This window comes from Nocardioides sp. (assembly GCF_030150155.1).
Lineage (GTDB): Bacteria > Actinomycetota > Actinomycetes > Propionibacteriales > Nocardioidaceae > Nocardioides.
Window position 1 is genome coordinate 1 of record NZ_JASLGR010000009.1, and the last position, 17,263, is coordinate 17,263.

A 17,263-nucleotide genomic window follows, 5' to 3' on the forward strand; every position below is an offset into this window, starting at 1 on the left:
CCCTGGGTGTTGCCCCGGACCCAGATGATCTGGTCCTCGCCCTTGCGGCAGGACTTGGAGGAGTCGACGATGCGGAGCTTGGTGGTCTTGGTGCTGTAGCAGCCCTTGATCACGCGGACCTTGTCAGCGGCGTGGGCGGGACCGGCGCCGAGGCCACCCGTGACGGCGATCGCGGCGATGGCGCCGGTCGCGGAGAGCGTGATCCAACGGACTGAAGAGTTCGGCACGTGCCGACGCTAGTGCGCGCAGACGACGCCGCCGCGAAGCCGGGACCTTCGTCCCTGCAACTGGTCTAGTCAGTTGTCGTACGTCGGCGCGGTCACGTTCTTCATCGTCGGGTCGAGCTTGATCCCCGCCGCGAGCTCCTTCTCGCCCTCGGACTTCTTGCCCTGGTGCAGCAGCGCGAACCCGAGGCGCATGTGGGTGTCGGCGTTGTTCGGAGCGGTGTCGAGGGCCCGGCGGTACAGCGCGATCGCCGCGTCGAGGTCGGTGGTCTCGGTGAGGTACGCCTTGTTGTAGAGCGCGGCAGCGAAGGTCTTGTCCGTGGCCAGCGCCGCGTCGTAGTACGACAGCGCCTGCTTCGTCTGGCCCGCCATCTGGGCGATGTAGCCGAGGTTGTAGTTCGCGAAGACGTTCTTCGGGTCGATCTCCAGCGCCGCCTTGAACGAGGCCGAGGCGACGTCGGTGTCGCCGGCCTGCAGGGAGCGCAGCCCGGAGTTGATCAGGGTGTCGACCGGCGTCAGCGCGCTCGCCGAGGCCGAGGGGGCGCTGGTGTCCGATCCGCCCGAGCCGCACGCGGCCAGGCCCAGGGCGAGGGGGAGGGAGAGCGCGAGAGCAGCCAGTGAACGGGAGGGGCGTCGGGTCACGGCGGACAGTGTAGGGACCCTACGATGCGCCCATGCCCGGCGTAGGTCTGCACATGATCGTCAAGAACGAGGCGCACGTCCTCGAACGGAGCCTGCGCTCGCTGAGCCCCTTGATCGACTGGTGGGTCATCTCCGACACCGGCTCCACCGACGGCACCCAGGACCTGATCCGGACCCTGATGGCCGACAAGCCGGGTCTCCTGATCGAGCGCCCGTGGGTGAACTTCGGGCACAACCGCCAGGAGGCGCTCGACGCCGCCCGGACGCTGCCTGCCGCAGGCGCGGAGGACTACGTGCTCTGGTTCGACGCCGACGACGAGATGGTCGACCACCCCGAGGCCTGGCCCGAGCTCACCCTGGACGGCTACACGCTCCCGGTGCGCTACGACCACCTGCACTATCGCCGGATCGGGCTGATCCGGCTGCACGCGGCCTGGGAGTGGCGCGGCGCGCTGCACGAGGCGCTGCACCTCGACGGCGCCAGCATCGGCAACCTGGAGCGCCCGCTGACCCAGGTCCACCACGAGGGCGCCCGCTCCCAGGACCCCGACACCTACCAGCGCGACGCCGAGGTGCTCGAGGCCGAGTACCGGCGCGACCCCCAGGACCCGCGCACCCAGTTCTACCTCGCCCAGTCCTGGCGCGACGCCGGCGACCTGGAGCGGTCCTTGGAGCTCTACCGGATCCGGGCGGCCAACCACCAGGGCTGGGATCAGGAGCAGTGGTACGCCGGCTTCGAGGCGGTCCGGGTGCAGGAGCGGATCGGCGCGGACCCGCAGGTCCTCGTCGACGGCTACCTCGGCGCGTGGGCGCGTCGACCCGACCGCGCCGAGCCGCTGGTCGAGGCCGCACGGATCGAGCGCGGCCGGGAGCGGTACGCCCTGGCGGCGCTCTACGCCCGCCAGGCCACCCAGCTGGAGGTGCCGAGCCCCGACACCCTCTTCCTCGACCCGAGCGCCTACGGCTGGCGGGCCTGGGACGAGCTCGCCGTGGCCGACTACTGGTCCGGTGCGCGGGTGGAGGGACGCGCGGCCGCCGTACGCGCACTGGAGCTGAACCCGGGGGAGCCGCGGCTGATCGAGAACCTGGCCTGGTTCGACCGCTGAGCCGCAGCGAGTTCGCCGGCACCGGAGTGTGATGCCCGGAGTCGGGGGTCGCGTCAGGGAGGATGGGCGGGTGGCTCAGCGAACCGGATCCCGCGACTCCGATGGCGCCCGCCGTCCGGGCGGACGGTCCGGTCCCGGCCGGGTGGCCGGCGCGACCAAGCGCGCCGCCGAGGCCCGTGCGGCCGCCGCGTCGGCTGCGGCACGGCTGCGCAAGGTCGACCTGCGCAAGCGCCCGAAGATCACCGGCAAGGCGATCGTGCTGGTGCTGGTCTGCGCCGTGCTGGTGCTCTCCTTCGCCTCCTCGTTGCAGGCCTACCTGCAGCAGCGCAGCAGCATCGACGACATCAAGAGCGAGATCGCCTCGCGGCAGAAGGCGATCGACTCGCTGCAGACCGAGAAGGCGCGCTGGAAGGACCCTGCCTACATCGAGCAGCAGGCCCGCCAGCGGTTCGGCTACGTGATGCCGGGGGAGACGTCGTACGTCGCTCTGGACCAGGACGGCAACCGGATCCAGCCCAACGGCGAGTTGAGCGACCCCGCCACGGTAGGCGAGCATGGCTCCGTGGCCTGGTGGTCGACGGTGTGGGACTCGGTTGAGCTCGCCGGCGATCCGCCGACCGAGGCCAGTCAGCCCCAACAGCAGATCACGGAGACCCAGTGACCGACCAGTCCGACATCGACGCGATCGCCGCTCAACTCGGCCGAGTGCCGCGCGGCATCCACGAGATCGGCCACCGCTGCCCGTGCTCGCTCCCCGACGTCGTCACCACCGAGCCGCGCCTGCCCAACGGCACGCCGTTCCCGACGACGTACTACCTGACCTGTCCGCGGGCCACCTCCCGGATCTCGACGTTGGAGTCCAACGGCGTGATGAAGGAGATGGAGGCGCGTCTGGGGAGCGACCCCGAGCTCGCCGCGGCCTACCAGCGTGCGCACGAGTCCTACCTCGCCGCCCGCACGGCGATCGCCGAGGCCACGAACCTCGACGTCCCTGAGATCGAGGGCATCTCGGCCGGCGGGATGCCGACCCGGGTCAAGTGCCTGCACGTCCTGGCCGGCCAGGCGCTGGCCCAGGGGCGCGGCGTCAACCCGCTCGGCGACGAGGTGCTCGACGCCCTCGGACCGTGGTGGGAGTCGGGCTGCTGTGTGACGCCCGAGGCGATCGCAGAGGCTGCGGAGTCGGCCTCGTGAAGGTCGCCGCGATCGACTGCGGCACCAACACGATCAAGCTCCTGATCGGCACGCTCGCCGGCGAGGGCGCCGACGCCACCCTGAGCGCCGAGGTCAAGGAGGCCCGGATGGTCCGCCTCGGCGAGGGGCTCGACCAGTCCGGCGTGATCGGCGAGGCGGCCCTGACCAGGGCGTTCGCCGCGATCGAGGAGTACGCCGACCTGATCCGTGCCCACGGCGCGGAGCGGATCCGCTTCGTCGCCACCTCGGCGACCCGTGATGCGGGCAACGCGGACGTCTTCACCGACGGGGTGCGCGACCGGCTCGGCGTCGAGGTCGAGGTGGTGGCCGGCTCCGAGGAGGCGGCGCTCGCCTTCGACGGTGCGGTCCGCAACCTCGCCGTCGTCCCGGCGCTGCCGGTGCTGGTGGTCGACATCGGCGGCGGCTCCACCGAGCTGATCCGCGGGGCGTCGCTGAGCGCCCCGCCGACCACGGCGTACTCGATGCAGATCGGCTCGGTCCGGCTGCACGAGCGTCACCTGCGCTGCGACCCGCCCACGATGGCCGAGGTCGCCGCCTGCGTGCGCGACATCGACGACCAGCTCGACCAGTGCCCGGTCGACCCGTCCCGGGCCGCCACCGTGGTGGGGGTCGCGGGCACGATCACGACGCTCGCGGCCGGGGTGCTCGGCCTGGCGGCGTACGACCGCGAGGCGATCGACCAGGCGGTGCTCCCCGTCGCCGAGGTCCATGCCCTGGTCGACCAGCTGGTCGCGATGACGGTGAGCGAGCGGCTGACCCTGGGCTGGATGCACCCGGGTCGTGCCGACGTGATCGCCGCCGGAGGCCTGATCCTGAGCCGGATCCTGCGCCGGGTTCCGGTCGAGCAGATCGTGGTCTCGGAGTCCGACATCCTCGACGGGATCGCCTGGTCGCTGCGCGAGCGGTGAGGTCCGTCGCTGCGCGAGCGGCGGCGGCTCCGATCGGCCCTGCTGGGCCGGCCCGTGTCGCTAGGCTGAGCGCTCTCGCCCCACTATCCCAATCGGCAGAGGAAGACGTCTTAAAAACGTTTCAGTCTGGGTTCGAGCCCCAGGTGGGGTACCGCGGGGTTACCTGCAAGAAGTCTGACCAACCCGGAACTTATCGACAGCCTGTCACGTTCTATCGAGTGAGTCCTTAGAAGGAGACCCACCATGCAGAGCAACAACCCGGTGTTCAACAAGTCCGAGGGGTTCAACGGCAAGTCGTACGCCGGCTTCGGTGACGCCCCCGTGATCACCGGCGCCCCCGCAGGTGTCGGTGGCGGCCGGATGACCATCGACTCCGTCGTCCAGCGCACCGCCATCACGCTCGGCGTGGTGATCGTGGCCGCCCTGGCCACCTGGGTCGCGACCCCGGACGTCAACTCCAACGCCGACCTGGCGCCGCTCTACTCGGCCGCCATGATCGGCTCGCTGGGCGCCTTCGTGCTGTCGATGGTCAACAGCTTCAAGCGTGTGATCAGCCCCGGGCTGGTCATCGCGTTCGCCGCCCTGGAGGGTGTGGCGCTCGGTGGCCTGTCGAAGATGTTCGACGCGCAGTTCGGCGGCAACGTCGTCTCCGGCGCCGTGATCGGCACCTTCGCCGCGTTCGCCGGCACGCTGGCGGCGTACAAGTACCTCAACATCCGCGTGGGCAACAAGTTCCGCACCATCATCATGGCCGCCGTCTTCGGCATGATCGGCCTGTCCCTGATGGAGCTCGTGCTCGGCCTGTTCGGCAGCTCGATCGGCCTGTTCGGCTTCGGCGGCCTCGGCCTGGTCACCGCGATCATCGGCCTCGTGCTCGGTATCGGCATGCTGGTGATGGACTTCGACATGGTCGAGAACGGCATCCGCGCCGGTCTTCCCGAGCGGGAGTCGTGGCGTGCCGCCTTCGGCATGACCGTGAGCCTGGTCTGGATCTACACCAACCTGCTCCGCCTGCTGGCGATCCTGCAGAACGACTGACCTCGCGTCACCGACGCACCGGCCGTCGTCGCCCCTCGGGGTGGCGGCGGCCGTCGTCGTTCTCGGGGGAGGGGCGGGCGCAGGTGGGGCAGGATCAGGCCCGCGTCGCGGGCAGGGTCGCGGCGATCTCCTCGGCCAGGAACGTCGCGACCCGGCGGTAGCCCTCCGCCGACGGATGGAAACCGTCGGGGCCGAAGAGGGTCTTGGGGTTGGCGTAGAACTCCGGGCCGAGCAGCGACCCGATCGAGACCGGGTGCGCGCCGGCGACCTGGGCCGCGGCGTACTGCACGGTGCCCAGGTGGCGTGACCAGGTCCGTGCGATGTCGCGCAGTGGCGGCAGGATCGGCTTGATCGTGCCGAGGTCGGGGCAGGTGCCCACGACGACGGTGACGTTGGCTCGGCGCAGCGCCAGCACCGCGTCCTTCATGTACCGCGCGGCCCGGGCCGGGGGCACCATGTGGGTCACGTCGTTGGCGCCCATCAGGATCACCGCCACGTCGACCCCGTCCTCCAGGGCCAGGGCGACCTGGGTCGCGAGGTCGAAGGAGCGCGCCCCGACGACGGCGTACGACGTCATCTGGACCGGCCGGGAGGTGATCTCGGACACCTGCGAGGCCATCACGAACGCCGGGGTCTCCTCCGGCGTGTGCACGCCGTAGCCGGCTGCGGAGGAGTCGCCGATCACGCCGATGCGCAGCACCGACTCCTCGGGCCCCTCGCCATAGCGTCCGTCGGCGTCGGCGACGGGGTGGATCGCACGGCCGATGTGGTTGCGCGCCAGGCGTGCCTCGGCCACGAGCAGGGCGAGCAAGCCTGCGCTGGCGATGCCGACACCGCCACCGCCCTTGCCGGCGGAGGCGACCCTCCATGCGATTCGCAATGTGCCCATCTCACCTTGAGCGTACGGTAGGGGGGTCGGGGGTCGGACAGGTGGGACCGACGCACGAAAAATTGGGCCCCAGGGCGCTTGTGAAAGTTTGCACAAGCAGGCGTATGGTCAAGGTGTGGACAGCATTCTGGACATCGCACGGTGGCAGTTCGGCATCACGACCGTCTACCACTTTCTGTTTGTTCCGCTGACGATCGGGCTCACCGCCCTGGTCGCTGCGATGGAGACGCTGTGGTTGTGCGACCGCAACCTCGAGCGTCGGACCCACTGGCTCCGTCTGACCAAGTTCTTCGCCAAGCTGATGCTGATCAACTTCGCGATCGGTGTCGTGACGGGCATCGTGCAGGAGTTCCAGTTCGGCATGAACTGGAGCGACTACTCCCGCTTCGTCGGCGACGTCTTCGGCGCCCCGCTGGCGATCGAGGCACTGCTCGCCTTCTTCCTCGAATCGACGTTCCTGGGGTTGTGGATCTTCGGCTGGGACAAGCTCCCACGCAAGCTCCACGTCTCCTGCATGTGGATCGTCCACCTCGGCACGCTCTTCTCCAGCTGGTTCATCCTGGCGGCGAACTCCTGGATGCAGCACCCGGTGGGCTACCGCTACGACCAGGTCACCGGCCGCGCCGAGCTGACCGACTTCTGGGCCGTGATGTTCAACAAGGTCCAGCTCGTCACCTTCCCGCACGTCATCCTGGCGGCGTACATGACCGCGGCGATGTTCATCGTCGGCATCTGCGGCTGGCTCTACTGGCGCCGCGCCGCTGACCGGGGGCTCTACCGCCTCGGCCTGCGCTTCGGCGCGATCATCGCGATCGTCGGGTTCGTCGGCGTCGGCATCACCGGCGACATGCAGGGCAAGGTGATGACCGAGGTCCAGCCGATGAAGATGGCCGCCGCCGAGGCGTTGTGGGAGACCTCGGACTCCTGCGCGCCGTTCTCGGTGCTCACCATCGGCACCCGCGACGGCGAGCACAAGAAGTGGGCACTCGAGGTGCCCTGTGTGCTCTCCTTCCTGGGCACCGGCACCTTCGACGGCAAGGTGCAGGGGATCTACAACCTCCAGGAGAAGTACAAGGCGACCTACGGCACCGATCCGGGGTCGAAGTACTACGACGTCGACTACACCCCGATCATCCCGGTGACGTACTGGTCCTTCCGCTGGATGATGGGCCTGGGCACCGTGGCCGTGGGCGGCGGCGCGCTGCTGCTCTGGCTGACCCGACGCGGCCGGGTGCCGACGTACCGCTGGATCGGACCGTTCGCCATCTCGCTGCCGATCATGGCCCTGCTGGGCAACTCGATGGGCTGGATCTTCACCGAGATGGGGCGTCAGCCCTGGGTGGTCTTCGGCCTGATGACGACGCAGTCGGCGGTCTCGCCCGGGGTGAGCACGACCGAGGCCTGGATCTCGGTGGTCTCCCTGACCCTGCTGTACGGCGTCCTGGCCGTGATTGAGGTCGGCCTGCTGGTCAAGACGGTCAAGGCCGGCGCTCCGGAGTTCGAGGAGCCACCCACACCACGCCTCGGAGAGAAGTCCGACGGCCCGATGAACTTCGCGTACTGAGGAGACTGAGTCATGTTGTTCGGCATCGAACTGCACACCATCTGGTTCATCCTCATCGGAGTCCTGTGGGTCGGGTACTTCGTCCTCGAGGGCTTCGACATGGGCGTCGGCATCCTGATGCCGATCCTCGGGCGCAACGACCGTGAGCGTCGCGCCATCATCAACACGATCGGGCCGGTCTGGGACGGCAACGAGGTCTGGCTACTCACCGCCGGTGGCGCCACCTTCGCCGCCTTCCCGGAGTGGTACGCGACCCTCTTCAGCGGGTTCTACCTGCCGCTGCTGCTGATCCTGCTGGCGCTGATCATCCGTGGCGTCGCCTTCGAGTACCGCCACCAGCGCCCCGGGGCGACCTGGAAGGGCTGGTGGGACCGGGCGATCTTCGTCGGCTCCCTGGTGCCGGCGTTCCTGTGGGGCGTGGCCTTCGCCAATATCGTGTGGGGTGTCCCGATCGACGAGACCAAGGACTTCACCGGCTCGCTGTTCACCCTGCTCAACCCGATCGGGATCCTGGGTGGGTTCGTCACGCTGACCCTCTTCGTGGCCCACGGCGCGATCTACCTGGCGCTCAAGACCGACGGCTCGATCCGGGTGATGGCCCGCGAGATCGCGCTCCGGGTGCTGGTGATCGCGGCGGTGCTCGCCCTGGTCTTCCTCGGCTTCCTCCAGGCCCACACCGGCTCCGTCGGCTCGGCGGTGCTCTTCGTGATCGCCGCGCTGTCCCTGGTCGGCGGGTGGATCGCGCTCAAGGCCGGTCGCGAGGGCTGGGCGTTCACCGGCACCTTCGTCGGCATCGGTCTGGCGGTGGCGGGGCTCTTCGCGGCGCTCTTCCCCGACGTGATGCCCTCCTCGACCTCGGCGATGTGGTCCTTGACCGTGTCGAACGCCTCGGCGTCGCCGTACACCCTCAAGGTGATGACCTGGGTCGCGGTGATCTTCACGCCGCTGGTGCTGTGCTACCAGGCCTGGACCTACTGGGTGTTCCGGCACCGGGTGCTGCTCGACCACATCCCGGCGACCGAGCACTGAGGGTCCCTTGATGGCTGGGTCGACCCGATCCGCAGGCCCGTTCGACCCCGCGGTACGCCGCGCCCTGGCTCCGGCCCGACGCCCCCTGGGCTTCGTGGTCGGGGCCGGGATCTGGGGCGCGCTGCTCGTGATCGCGCAGGCGTTCGCGGTCTCGAAGCTGATCCTCACCGCGATCGGGCCCGGCTCGGTGGCGCCGTGGTGCGGGGCCGTGCTGGCGATCTTCGCCCTGAGGGCCCAGATCGGGTGGCTCTCCGACGTGGCCGCCGCGCAGGCGGCCGGGATCGTCGGCGCGTCGGTACGGCGGCGGGTGCTGGCGGAGTCTGAGGGCTTGGGGGCGTTTGGGGTCTCGGGGGAGTCGGGGGAGTCGGTGGGCTCCCTCACCGCCCTGGCCACCCGCGGTGCCACGGCGGTGGAGCCGTATCTGACCCGCTACGTCCCGGCGCTCGTGCTCGCGGTGGTCCTGCCGCCGCTGGTGCTGATTGCGATCGGGTTCTGCGACCTGTGGTCGGCCCTGGTCGTCGTGCTCACGCTGCCGCTGATCCCGATCTTCGGCATCCTGGTCGGCGTCTCGACCCGCAACGAGGCCGAGGGCCAGTGGCAGGCGATGAGCGACCTGGCCGGTCACTTCCTCGACGTGATGCGGGGCCTGCCGACCCTGGTCGCGTTCCGCCGTGCGCGGCACCAGTCCGAGGTGATCGGTGCCGTCACCGAGACCTATCGGGTCCGCACCATGCGCACCCTGCGGATCGCCTTCGCCTCCTCGGTCGTCCTGGAGCTGGTCGCGACGCTGTCGGTCGCGGTCGTCGCCGTCACGATCGGCCTCCGGCTCGCGCAGGGCTCGGTCTCGCTGTCGATCGCGCTGCCCGTCCTGCTGCTCGCCCCGGAGGCGTACTGGCCCCTGCGCCGGGTCGGCGCGGAGTTCCACGCCGCCGCCGAGGGCGCCGCCGTCTTCAGCCGACTTCCGGGTTCACCACGCGCGACTTCCGGGTTCACCACCGGTGAGATCCGGGTTCACCCCCGCCGAGATCCGGGTTCACCACGCTCGACTTCCGGGTTCACCACCGGTGAGATCCGGGTCCACCACGCTTCGGTGCCCGAGACGCTCCACCTTCAGGACGTCACTGTCACCTATCCGGGGCGCACCGTCGCCGCGCTCGCCCCGGTCACCCTCGACCTCGGCGGTCCGGGCGTCACCGCCCTGGTCGGTCCGTCGGGGTGCGGCAAGTCGACGCTGCTGAGCGTCCTGGCCGGGGAGCTCGTGCCGACCGCGGGGGCGATCTCGGTCGCGGGGGCGGGCACGGGTGCAGGCACTGGTGTCCGCCTCGGCCCGGACTGGTCGACCCAGATCGCCTTCCTCCCGCAGCGGCCGGTCTTCGTCGCCGGCTCGGTGGCTGACAACCTGCGCCTGGCCGCGGCTGAGGCTACCGAGGCCGACCTCCGGGCCGTGCTGGAACGCGTACGCCTCGACCAGCGGATCACCGACCTCGACGCCGAGATCGGGGAGAGCGGCCTCGGCCTGTCGGCGGGGGAGCGGGCCCGCCTCGCCCTGGCGCGCGTCCTGCTCGCCGACCGCCCGTGGGTCTTCCTCGACGAGCCCACCGCGCACCTGGACGGCGTCACCGAGTCGGTCATCGCCCAGATCGTCGCCGAGCTCGGCCGGCGGTCGAGCGTGGTCCTGGTGGCACACCGACCCGCGTTGGTGGAGCTGGCCGACCGGGTGATCCCGCTCGTGACGCCGTACGCCGACACGGGGCGCACCACCCAGAGCCGCCCCACTCCCACCCCCTCGGTGACGAACCCGGATCTCGCCAGTGGCGAACCCGGATCTCGCACGGGGCAAACCCGGAACTCGGCGGTGACGAACCCGGATCTCGGCGGTGGTGAACCCGGATCTCGCGGGGGGTCGGGCGCAGGACGGAGCGGACAGACACACCGGAAGGGCCTCGGCTGGTCCTGGATCCTCGAGGGCCTCGCCTCGGCCAGCGGTGTGGCCCTCACCGCCACGGCGGGGTGGCTGATCGTACGCGCCTCGGCGCACCCCGGCGTGCTGATGCTGATGGTTGCGATCGTCGGGGTGCGGACGTTCGGGATCGCACGGCCGGTGCTGCGCTACGCCGAGCGGCTGGTCTCCCACGACCATGCGCTGCGCCTGCTGGCACGGGCCCGGGTGGAGGTCTACGACGCCCTGATCCCGCTGGTGCCGACCGGGCTCGGCAGGGCCGGGCGCCGTCGCGGTGAGCTGCTCGGCCATGTCGTCGACGACGTCGATGCCGTCCTGGACCGTGAGCTGCGGGTCAAGGTGCCGGTGCGTGGGTTCGCGCTGATGGCCGTGATCGCGATCGCGGTGACCGCCCTGCTCGACCTGCGCGCCGCCGTGGTGATCGCGCTCCTGACCGTCGGCGTCGGCACCCTCGTCTTCCTGCTGGCACGCCGCGGCGCCGCCCGTGCCGAGTCCGCCGCCGTCGCCGGCCGCGCCGAGGTCAGCGACAGGGTCGCCGACCTCGTCGAGACCGCCGCCGAGCTGCGCCGCTGGGGTGCGCTCGACGCCGCCCTCGACCGGATCGCCGCTGCCGGGGCCCGGACCACCGCCGCCCTGACCGCCAGCACCCGTGCGCTGGCCTGGGCCAAGGCGCTCAGCCTGGTCGCCTCGGGGGCGGCGGTCGCCGCGGTCGCGGTCCTGCTCGCGACCGGCTCCAGCACCCACGGCGGCCCGGTCGCGGCGTTGCTGATCCTCACCCCGCTCGCCCTGGCCGAACCGCTCGGCACCCTGGCCGAGGCCGGCGCGGGCGCGGCCCGTGTCGCTGCGGCTCAGGCCCGCCTCGACGCGCTCCTGGGACAACAGCCCGCTACTACGGATCCGACCGACCTGGTGCCCCTGACCGACCTGACCGTCGTGCTCGACCACCCTGCCGTCACCCGCGGCGGCCGTACGGTCCTGGGCGATGTCGACCTGACCGTGCCTCCGGGCACCACGCTGCACGTGCGCGGCCCGAGCGGCTCGGGCAAGTCGACGCTGGCGGCGCTGCTGCTCCGCTTCCTGGACCCGACCACCGGACAGGTCCGGCTCGGCGACGTGTCCCTCCGCGACACCACCGGCGACGAGGTCCGGCGCCACGTCGGCCTGGTCGACGACGACCCGCACCTCTTCGGCAGCTCCGTGGCCGAGAACATCAGGTTCGCCAAGCCCGGGGCCAGCGACGCCGAGGTCGCGGCAGCGCTCGACGCCGCCCAGCTCGGCCCCTGGCTCGACACCCTGCCGGCCGGGCTCGACACCCGGATCGGAGAGGGCGGCTCCGACGTCAGTGGCGGGGAGCGCGCCCGCCTCGCGGTCGCCCGCAGCGTGCTCGCCGACCAGGCCGTCCTGGTTCTGGACGAGCCGACTGCTCATCTCGATACCGCGACCGCCGATCGGCTGGTGGCGGATCTGCTCGACGACACGGTCGGACAGCCGCCACGCACCCTGATCTGGATCGGGCACGACGTACGTGTCCCGGCCGATGTCACACTCGAGCTGGAGGGAGACCGGCGATGACGCCCGCGGTCCTCGACCCTGTCCATCTGATCGACGACGAGGACCGGCACCTTCCGGCGATCGTCACTGGGGTCGAGCAGCCGCTGCTCACCTTGCGGATGGATGACGGAGTGCCGGGCGCGCTCGGGACGGCGTACGGACTGCTCTGGCAGGGGGAGTCCTCGATGCAGCGGCAGGAGGTCGTGGTCGTCGAGCGCCTGGTCGTCGACGGGACGCCGACCGTGAGGGTCGAGCCGCGCGGCGAGATCGTCGCGGTGCAGCGCCGCCACTTCGTCCGGGTGCCGGTGCAGCGCGAGATCCGGCTCACCCTCTCGCCGATCCCGCTCGACCCCGGCCTGGCCGGCACGCCGACCTCGATCCGTGGCCTGACCCTCGACGTCGCCGAGGCGGCGCTGCGCTGCTCGGTGCGGCCCTCCGACGCGGTCGCCTTTGTCGCGGGTACGACGCTGGAGGCGAGCTTCGAGGTCGGCGGCGAGCCGTTCGCTCTGCTCGGGGAGGTGTTCCGAGTCCGTAGCCTCGCCACCGAGGAGCCGCCCCGGGTCGAGCTCGTGGTGACCCTGCACGCCGACGAGGCCGGGCGGCGGACGCTGCGCAAGGCGCTGTTCTCCGAGCAGGTGGCGATGCGGGGCCGCAAGCCCTAACCCGGTGGGGCGAACCCGGATCTCGCGCGTGGTGAACCCGGATCTCGGCCGTGGTGAACCCGGATCTCGGCGGTGGTGAACCCGGAATTCGGCTAGAGGTTGCTGACGGCCAGACTGGAGAGCACGTTCTCCGCCGAGGTCGGACGGCCCAGCAGGTAGCCCTGGCCCAGCTCGATCCCCAGTGCCTTGACGCTGGCGAGCTGGCCGGGGGTCTCGATCCCCTCAGCGACGGAGAGGACGCCGAGCTCGGCGAACATCCGGGCGGTGTGGCTCATCACGATCTGCTCGGTGCGGCCGTCGCTGGCGATCAGCTGGCGGTCGAACTTCACCAGCGCCCACTGCGGGTGCTGCAGGAAGGTGAGGCGGGCGGCCCCGGCACCGAAGTCGTCGAGGGCGAGCAGGATCTCGTGCTCGCTCAGCGTACGGGCGGCCCGGGCGTAGCCGTCGTGCCACAGGTCCTGGCCGCGCTCGGTGATCTCCAGGACCAGCCGGGTGTTGGAGGGCCAGGGCAGGTCGGCGATCCGGGTGAAGAGCGGGTTGTCGCTGTGCAACTGCTCCAGCTCGACGTTGACCGTCAGCAGCAGCGGCACGTCGACCATCTCGGCCGCCGCGCACAGGGTGGCGTGCGCGTGCGTGACGACGGTCCAGGTGAGCTCGTCGAGCAGGCCGTGCAGTCGCGCCGCCTCGACCAGGTCCAGTGCCGAGTAGACGGCCGGGTTCGGGGTGTAGCGCGCCAGCGCCTCCCAGCCGCAGATCTGGTGCGTGGCCAGATCGACGATCGGCTGATAGGCGACGCCGACCGACCCGTTGGTCAGCATCTGGGCCATCGCCTCGCGGTCCTTCATGTGGCTGCCGACCGGTCGGGGCACCACCGCGCCACCGACCTGGTGGAGCGGAGCGGTGGGGTTCACCTCTGGGGAATCGGCTGCGCGGGGAAGCACCTGAGCATTCTGCCCCGTCGAGCTGGTCGGAGGCGATCCCCTCGCCGGTTCGGACAATGCTTGGTCAAAACTCCCGTCGATATGCCAGCCTGGCCCCGTGATCACGGTCTACCTCCTCGACGACCACGCCGTTGTGCGTGACGGACTGCGCACCCTGCTGGAGGCTTCCGGCGAGATCGAGGTGATCGGGGAGTCCGGCTCGGCGGTCGAGGCGACACGTCAGATCCCGGAGCTGCGGCCCGACGTGGCGGTGCTCGACAACCGCCTTCCCGACGGCAACGGGATCGAGGTGTGCCGTGACATCAGGGCGGTGGCGCCCGAGATCCGGGCGCTCGTGCTGACGTCGTACGACGACGACGAGGCGCTCTTCTCGGCGATCATGGCCGGGGCTGCGGGCTACCTGCTCAAGGAGATCGGCACCGCCGACCTGGTCTCGGCGATCCGCTCGGTCTCGGCCGGCCTGTCCCTGATCGACATCTCCTTGACCCAGCGGGTCCTGGACCGGGTGCGCAACGGTCCCTCGGTGGCACCGGAGCTGGAGAGCCTGACCGAGCAGGAGCGCCGGATCCTGGAACTGATCGCCGAGGGGCTGACCAACCGCCAGATCGGTGAGCGGATGAGCCTGGCGGAGAAGACGGTGAAGAACTACGTCTCAGGGATCCTCTCCAAGCTGGGCCTGGAGCGGCGTACGCAGGCGGCGGTCCTGGCCAGCAAGCTGCTCGGCTCCTGAGCCGGGCTCAGTCCTGCTTGAGCGGGACCTCCCAGGTCAGCACGGTGCCGCCGCCCTGGCGCGGAGCCAGGGAGTAGTACCCGCCCAGGTCGCGGGCGCGCTTGGAGATGTTGCGCAGCCCCGACATCGCGACGCCGGGTGCCACGCCGACGCCGTCGTCGAGGATCTCGATCCGGGCGACGTCGGCACCTGCGGTCAGCTCGATCTCGACGTTGCGGGCGTGCGCATGGCGGGAGATGTTCGACAGCGCCTCGCGCAGGACCGCCATCAGGTGCGGGCGGATCGCCCCGGGGATGGCGGTGTCGACCGGGCCGATCAGCCGGGTCGAGGGGGCGAAGCCGAGCAGGGGGATGTACTCGCGGACCAGCTCGCGGATCTCCAGGCGGAGTGAGTCCCCGCCGCGGTGCTGGAGCTCGAAGATGGTGCCGCGGATGTCGCGGATGGACTGGTCGAGGGCCTGCACCGCCTTGCCGATGTCTCCGGCCACGTCGGGTGCCTTGAGGGCCAGCCCCTGGAGGGAGAGGCCGGTGGCGAAGAGCCGCTGGATGACCAGGTCGTGCAGATCGCGGGCGATCCGCTCGCGGTCGGAGAGGACGGCGAGCTGGGCACGGTCCTCGACCGCCTGGGCGCGTTCGATGCCGACGCCTGCCGCCGTCGCAAGTGTCTGGACCAGTGCGATGTCGTCGTCGGTGTAGCCGCCCTCCTTCTCGGTCAGGTAGAGGTTGCCGAAGACGGTGCCGCGGATCTTGATCGGCACCCCGAGGAAGGTCTTCATCGGCGGGTGACCGGCCGGGAAGCCGTAGGACGCAGGGTGCGCCTGGAGGTCTTCGAGCCGGATCGGCTCGGGGTGGGCGATGACCAGGCCGAGGATTCCGTGGCCGTCGGGGAACTCGGTGATCGCGTCCTTCTGCTCCGGCGCCACGCCGTAGGTGATCAGGTCGCTGAGCGTGCCCTCGGCGTCGAGCACGCCCAGGGCGCCGTACGTCGAGTGGGTCAGCTCGGCGGCCGACTCCACGATCCGGGCCAGGACGCTGTGCAGGTCGAGGTCGGAGGACATCGCGACGACGGCCTCGAAGAGCACCCGCGAGATCGCGTCGCTGGGCTCGAGCTGACCGAGCGGCACGCTCACGTCACGTCCCCGTCGAGGTAGAACCAGCGACCGGCGCGCCGGGAGAAGCGGCTCAGCTCGTGCAGGCTGCCCGCTCCCGTGCCGGAGAGGTAGGAGGCGGTGAACTCGACCCAGTCCTCGCCCGAGCCGTGCACGGTCAGGTCGGTCCAGGTCAGGTCGCTCTCCAGGTCGATCGCCTCGGGCCTGGTCCGCGGGTGCCAGGTCCGCCAGACGTAGTCGGCGTCCCCGACGGCGTAGGCCGCGTAGCGGCTGCGCATCAGGTCGAGCGCGGTGGCTGCCTGGTCCACCCCGCGGTGGAGGCGCCCGCAGCAGGCGTCGTACGGCGTCGGCGTGCCGCAGGGGCAGGCCTGGAGTTGTCCGAGCATCAGATCAACCCTAGTTGGCCTGCGACCTGTTGCGCAGCGCAGTAGCGTGAGGACGTGGTGTCGACCGATGCACTCTCACCGTCCCCCCGACCGACCATCAGCACGCTCGGGGAGCTCCGCGCGTCGGGCCATCAGGCCAGGCCGCTGCGCACCGAGCTGCGCGAGAACCTGCTGGCCCGGCTCCGGGCGGGGGAGGACCCGTGGCCCGGCCTGCACGGTCTGGCCGACACGGTGCTGCCGCAGTTCGAGCGCGCCCTGATCGCCGGTCACGACGTCGTCCTGCTGGGCGAGCGCGGCCAGGGCAAGACCCGGCTGCTGCGCACCCTGGTCGGCCTGCTCGACGAGTGGAGCCCGGTGATCGAGGGCTCCGAGCTCGGCGAGCACCCCTACGAGCCGATCACGCACGCCTCCCGGCGCCGCGCCGCCGAGCTGGGCGAGGACCTGCCGGTGGCCTGGAAGCACCGCGAGGAGCGCTACACCGAGAAGCTCGCCACCCCCGACACCTCGGTCGCCGACCTGATCGGCGACGTCGACCCGATGAAGGTGGCCGAGGGCCGCTCGCTGGGCGACCCCGAGACGATCCACTTCGGCCTGATCCCGCGCAGCCACCGCGGCATCGTGGCGATCAACGAGCTGCCCGACCTGGCCGAGCGGATCCAGGTCGCGATGCTCAACGTGATGGAGGAGCGCGACATCCAGATCCGCGGCTACGTGCTGCGGCTGCCGCTGGACGTGCTCGTGCTGGCCAGCGCCAACCCGGAGGACTACACCAACCGCGGCCGGATCATCACGCCGCTCAAGGACCGCTTCGGCGCCGAGATCCGGACTCACTACCCGCTCGAGCTCGAGGCCGAGATGGCGGTGGTCCGCCAGGAGTCGCACCTGGTCGCGGAGGTGCCGGACTACCTCCTGGAGATCCTGGCGCGGTTCACCCGCAACCTGCGCGAGTCCAGTGCGGTCGACCAGCGTTCCGGGGTCTCGGCTCGGTTCTCCATCGCCGGGGCCGAGACCATCGCCGCCGCTGCCCTGCACCGCGCCACGCTGCAGGGCGAGGAGCAGCCGGTGGCCCGGGTGGTCGACCTGCAGACCGCTGTCGACGTACTCGGCGGGAAGATCGAGTTCGAGACCGGCGAGGAGGGGCGCGAGGCCGAGGTCCTCACCCACCTGCTCCGGACGGCGACGGCCGAGACCTGCCGAGCGCGGCTGCGCGGGATCGACTTCGGTCTGCTGGTCGCCGCGATCGAGGGTGGCCAGATGGTGACCACCGGCGAGCAGGTCAGCGCGCTCGACTTCCTCACCGGCCTCCCGGCGCT

Annotated in this window: 17 protein-coding genes; 11 read left to right on the forward strand and 6 right to left on the reverse strand. The window is 70.8% G+C overall.

The window, feature by feature from the left end:
* Positions 1 to 227: hypothetical protein (locus Q1V88_RS01725; RefSeq protein WP_300677069.1), on the reverse strand; the 227-nt coding region annotated here is incomplete at its 3' end.
* Positions 228 to 296: 69 nt separating this feature from the next.
* Positions 297 to 866: a tetratricopeptide repeat protein gene (locus tag Q1V88_RS01730; RefSeq protein WP_300677070.1), complete on the reverse strand. Its 570-nt coding sequence runs from the start codon at positions 864 to 866 to the stop codon at positions 297 to 299.
* Positions 867 to 898: 32 nt separating this feature from the next.
* Between Q1V88_RS01730 and Q1V88_RS01735 the strand changes: the two genes are divergently transcribed.
* The 5 genes from Q1V88_RS01735 to Q1V88_RS01755 all read left to right on the forward strand — a co-directional run bounded on the left by Q1V88_RS01735 (position 899) and on the right by Q1V88_RS01755 (position 5,130).
* On the forward strand, positions 899 to 1,972 hold the full coding sequence (locus Q1V88_RS01735; RefSeq protein WP_300677072.1) for a glycosyltransferase: 1,074 nt from the start codon (positions 899 to 901) through the stop codon (positions 1,970 to 1,972).
* A 70-nt stretch (positions 1,973 to 2,042) separates the two neighbouring features.
* Positions 2,043 to 2,633 (forward strand): septum formation initiator family protein, encoded by a 591-nt coding sequence (locus tag Q1V88_RS01740; protein ID WP_300677074.1) that lies wholly within the window; start codon positions 2,043 to 2,045, stop codon positions 2,631 to 2,633.
* Complete coding sequence (locus tag Q1V88_RS01745) at positions 2,630 to 3,163, forward strand: DUF501 domain-containing protein (RefSeq protein ID WP_300677076.1); 534 nt, start codon at positions 2,630 to 2,632, stop codon at positions 3,161 to 3,163. The genes Q1V88_RS01740 and Q1V88_RS01745 overlap by 4 nt, the downstream gene beginning before the upstream one ends.
* Entirely contained in the window at positions 3,160 to 4,092 is a 933-nt protein-coding gene (locus Q1V88_RS01750; protein WP_300677077.1) for an exopolyphosphatase, read from the forward strand. The genes Q1V88_RS01745 and Q1V88_RS01750 overlap by 4 nt, the downstream gene beginning before the upstream one ends.
* A gap of 243 nt (positions 4,093 to 4,335) precedes the next feature.
* Positions 4,336 to 5,130 carry a Bax inhibitor-1/YccA family protein gene (locus Q1V88_RS01755; protein ID WP_300677078.1) on the forward strand — a complete coding sequence of 265 codons (795 nt, stop codon included), beginning with the start codon at positions 4,336 to 4,338 and terminating at the stop codon, positions 5,128 to 5,130.
* Positions 5,131 to 5,224: 94 nt separating this feature from the next.
* On the opposite strand, the gene Q1V88_RS01760 is transcribed toward Q1V88_RS01755, so the two are convergent.
* On the reverse strand, positions 5,225 to 6,019 hold the full coding sequence (locus tag Q1V88_RS01760; protein ID WP_300677080.1) for an SGNH/GDSL hydrolase family protein: 795 nt from the start codon (positions 6,017 to 6,019) through the stop codon (positions 5,225 to 5,227).
* A 115-nt stretch (positions 6,020 to 6,134) separates the two neighbouring features.
* Between Q1V88_RS01760 and Q1V88_RS01765 the strand changes: the two genes are divergently transcribed.
* Genes Q1V88_RS01765 through Q1V88_RS01780 form a run of 4 tightly spaced genes read left to right on the forward strand, consistent with a single transcriptional unit; the run spans position 6,135 to position 12,785 of the window.
* Positions 6,135 to 7,583 carry a cytochrome ubiquinol oxidase subunit I gene (locus tag Q1V88_RS01765; protein WP_300677082.1) on the forward strand — a complete coding sequence of 483 codons (1,449 nt, stop codon included), beginning with the start codon at positions 6,135 to 6,137 and terminating at the stop codon, positions 7,581 to 7,583.
* 12 nt (positions 7,584 to 7,595) lie between these two features.
* The gene (cydB, locus tag Q1V88_RS01770; RefSeq protein WP_366914053.1) at positions 7,596 to 8,612 is read left to right on the forward strand and encodes a cytochrome d ubiquinol oxidase subunit II; all 1,017 of its coding nucleotides are present in this window, start codon (positions 7,596 to 7,598) and stop codon (positions 8,610 to 8,612) included.
* Positions 8,613 to 8,622: 10 nt separating this feature from the next.
* Positions 8,623 to 12,144 (forward strand): thiol reductant ABC exporter subunit CydD, encoded by a 3,522-nt coding sequence (gene cydD, locus Q1V88_RS01775; RefSeq protein ID WP_300677084.1) that lies wholly within the window; start codon positions 8,623 to 8,625, stop codon positions 12,142 to 12,144.
* The gene (locus Q1V88_RS01780; protein WP_300677086.1) at positions 12,141 to 12,785 is read left to right on the forward strand and encodes a hypothetical protein; all 645 of its coding nucleotides are present in this window, start codon (positions 12,141 to 12,143) and stop codon (positions 12,783 to 12,785) included. The genes cydD and Q1V88_RS01780 overlap by 4 nt, the downstream gene beginning before the upstream one ends.
* Positions 12,786 to 12,877: 92 nt before the next feature.
* Here Q1V88_RS01780 and Q1V88_RS01785 read toward each other — a convergent pair whose 3' ends face one another.
* Entirely contained in the window at positions 12,878 to 13,696 is an 819-nt protein-coding gene (locus Q1V88_RS01785; protein WP_300677087.1) for an EAL domain-containing protein, read from the reverse strand.
* A 127-nt stretch (positions 13,697 to 13,823) separates the two neighbouring features.
* On the opposite strand from Q1V88_RS01785, the gene Q1V88_RS01790 reads away from it, so the two are divergent.
* The gene (locus Q1V88_RS01790) at positions 13,824 to 14,456 is read left to right on the forward strand and encodes a response regulator transcription factor (protein ID WP_300677088.1); all 633 of its coding nucleotides are present in this window, start codon (positions 13,824 to 13,826) and stop codon (positions 14,454 to 14,456) included.
* 7 nt (positions 14,457 to 14,463) lie between these two features.
* Here the strand turns inward: Q1V88_RS01790 and Q1V88_RS01795 are convergent, their stop codons facing one another.
* Positions 14,464 to 15,585 (reverse strand): GAF domain-containing protein, encoded by a 1,122-nt coding sequence (locus tag Q1V88_RS01795; protein WP_300677090.1) that lies wholly within the window; start codon positions 15,583 to 15,585, stop codon positions 14,464 to 14,466.
* Positions 15,582 to 15,950 carry a YchJ family metal-binding protein gene (locus tag Q1V88_RS01800; protein ID WP_300677091.1) on the reverse strand — a complete coding sequence of 123 codons (369 nt, stop codon included), beginning with the start codon at positions 15,948 to 15,950 and terminating at the stop codon, positions 15,582 to 15,584. Before Q1V88_RS01800 ends, Q1V88_RS01795 begins: the two co-directional genes overlap by 4 nt.
* Positions 15,951 to 16,004: 54 nt before the next feature.
* Here Q1V88_RS01800 and Q1V88_RS01805 point away from each other — a divergent pair.
* Positions 16,005 to 17,263: AAA family ATPase (locus Q1V88_RS01805; protein WP_300677093.1), on the forward strand; the 1,259-nt coding region annotated here is incomplete at its 3' end.

Bases quoted from the DNA above. Each gene is read 5' to 3' on its own strand.
- cydD (WP_300677084.1), top strand. From the start codon at position 8,623: ATGGCTGGGTCGACCCGATCCGCAGGCCCGTTCGACCCCGCGGTACGC.
- Q1V88_RS01755 (WP_300677078.1), top strand. From the start codon at position 4,336: ATGCAGAGCAACAACCCGGTGTTCAACAAGTCCGAGGGGTTCAACGGC.
- Q1V88_RS01800 (WP_300677091.1), bottom strand. From the start codon at position 15,950: ATGCTCGGACAACTCCAGGCCTGCCCCTGCGGCACGCCGACGCCGTAC.
- Q1V88_RS01780 (WP_300677086.1), top strand. From the start codon at position 12,141: ATGACGCCCGCGGTCCTCGACCCTGTCCATCTGATCGACGACGAGGAC.
- cydB (WP_366914053.1), top strand. From the start codon at position 7,596: ATGTTGTTCGGCATCGAACTGCACACCATCTGGTTCATCCTCATCGGA.
- Q1V88_RS01735 (WP_300677072.1), top strand. From the start codon at position 899: ATGCCCGGCGTAGGTCTGCACATGATCGTCAAGAACGAGGCGCACGTC.
- Q1V88_RS01760 (WP_300677080.1), bottom strand. From the start codon at position 6,019: ATGGGCACATTGCGAATCGCATGGAGGGTCGCCTCCGCCGGCAAGGGC.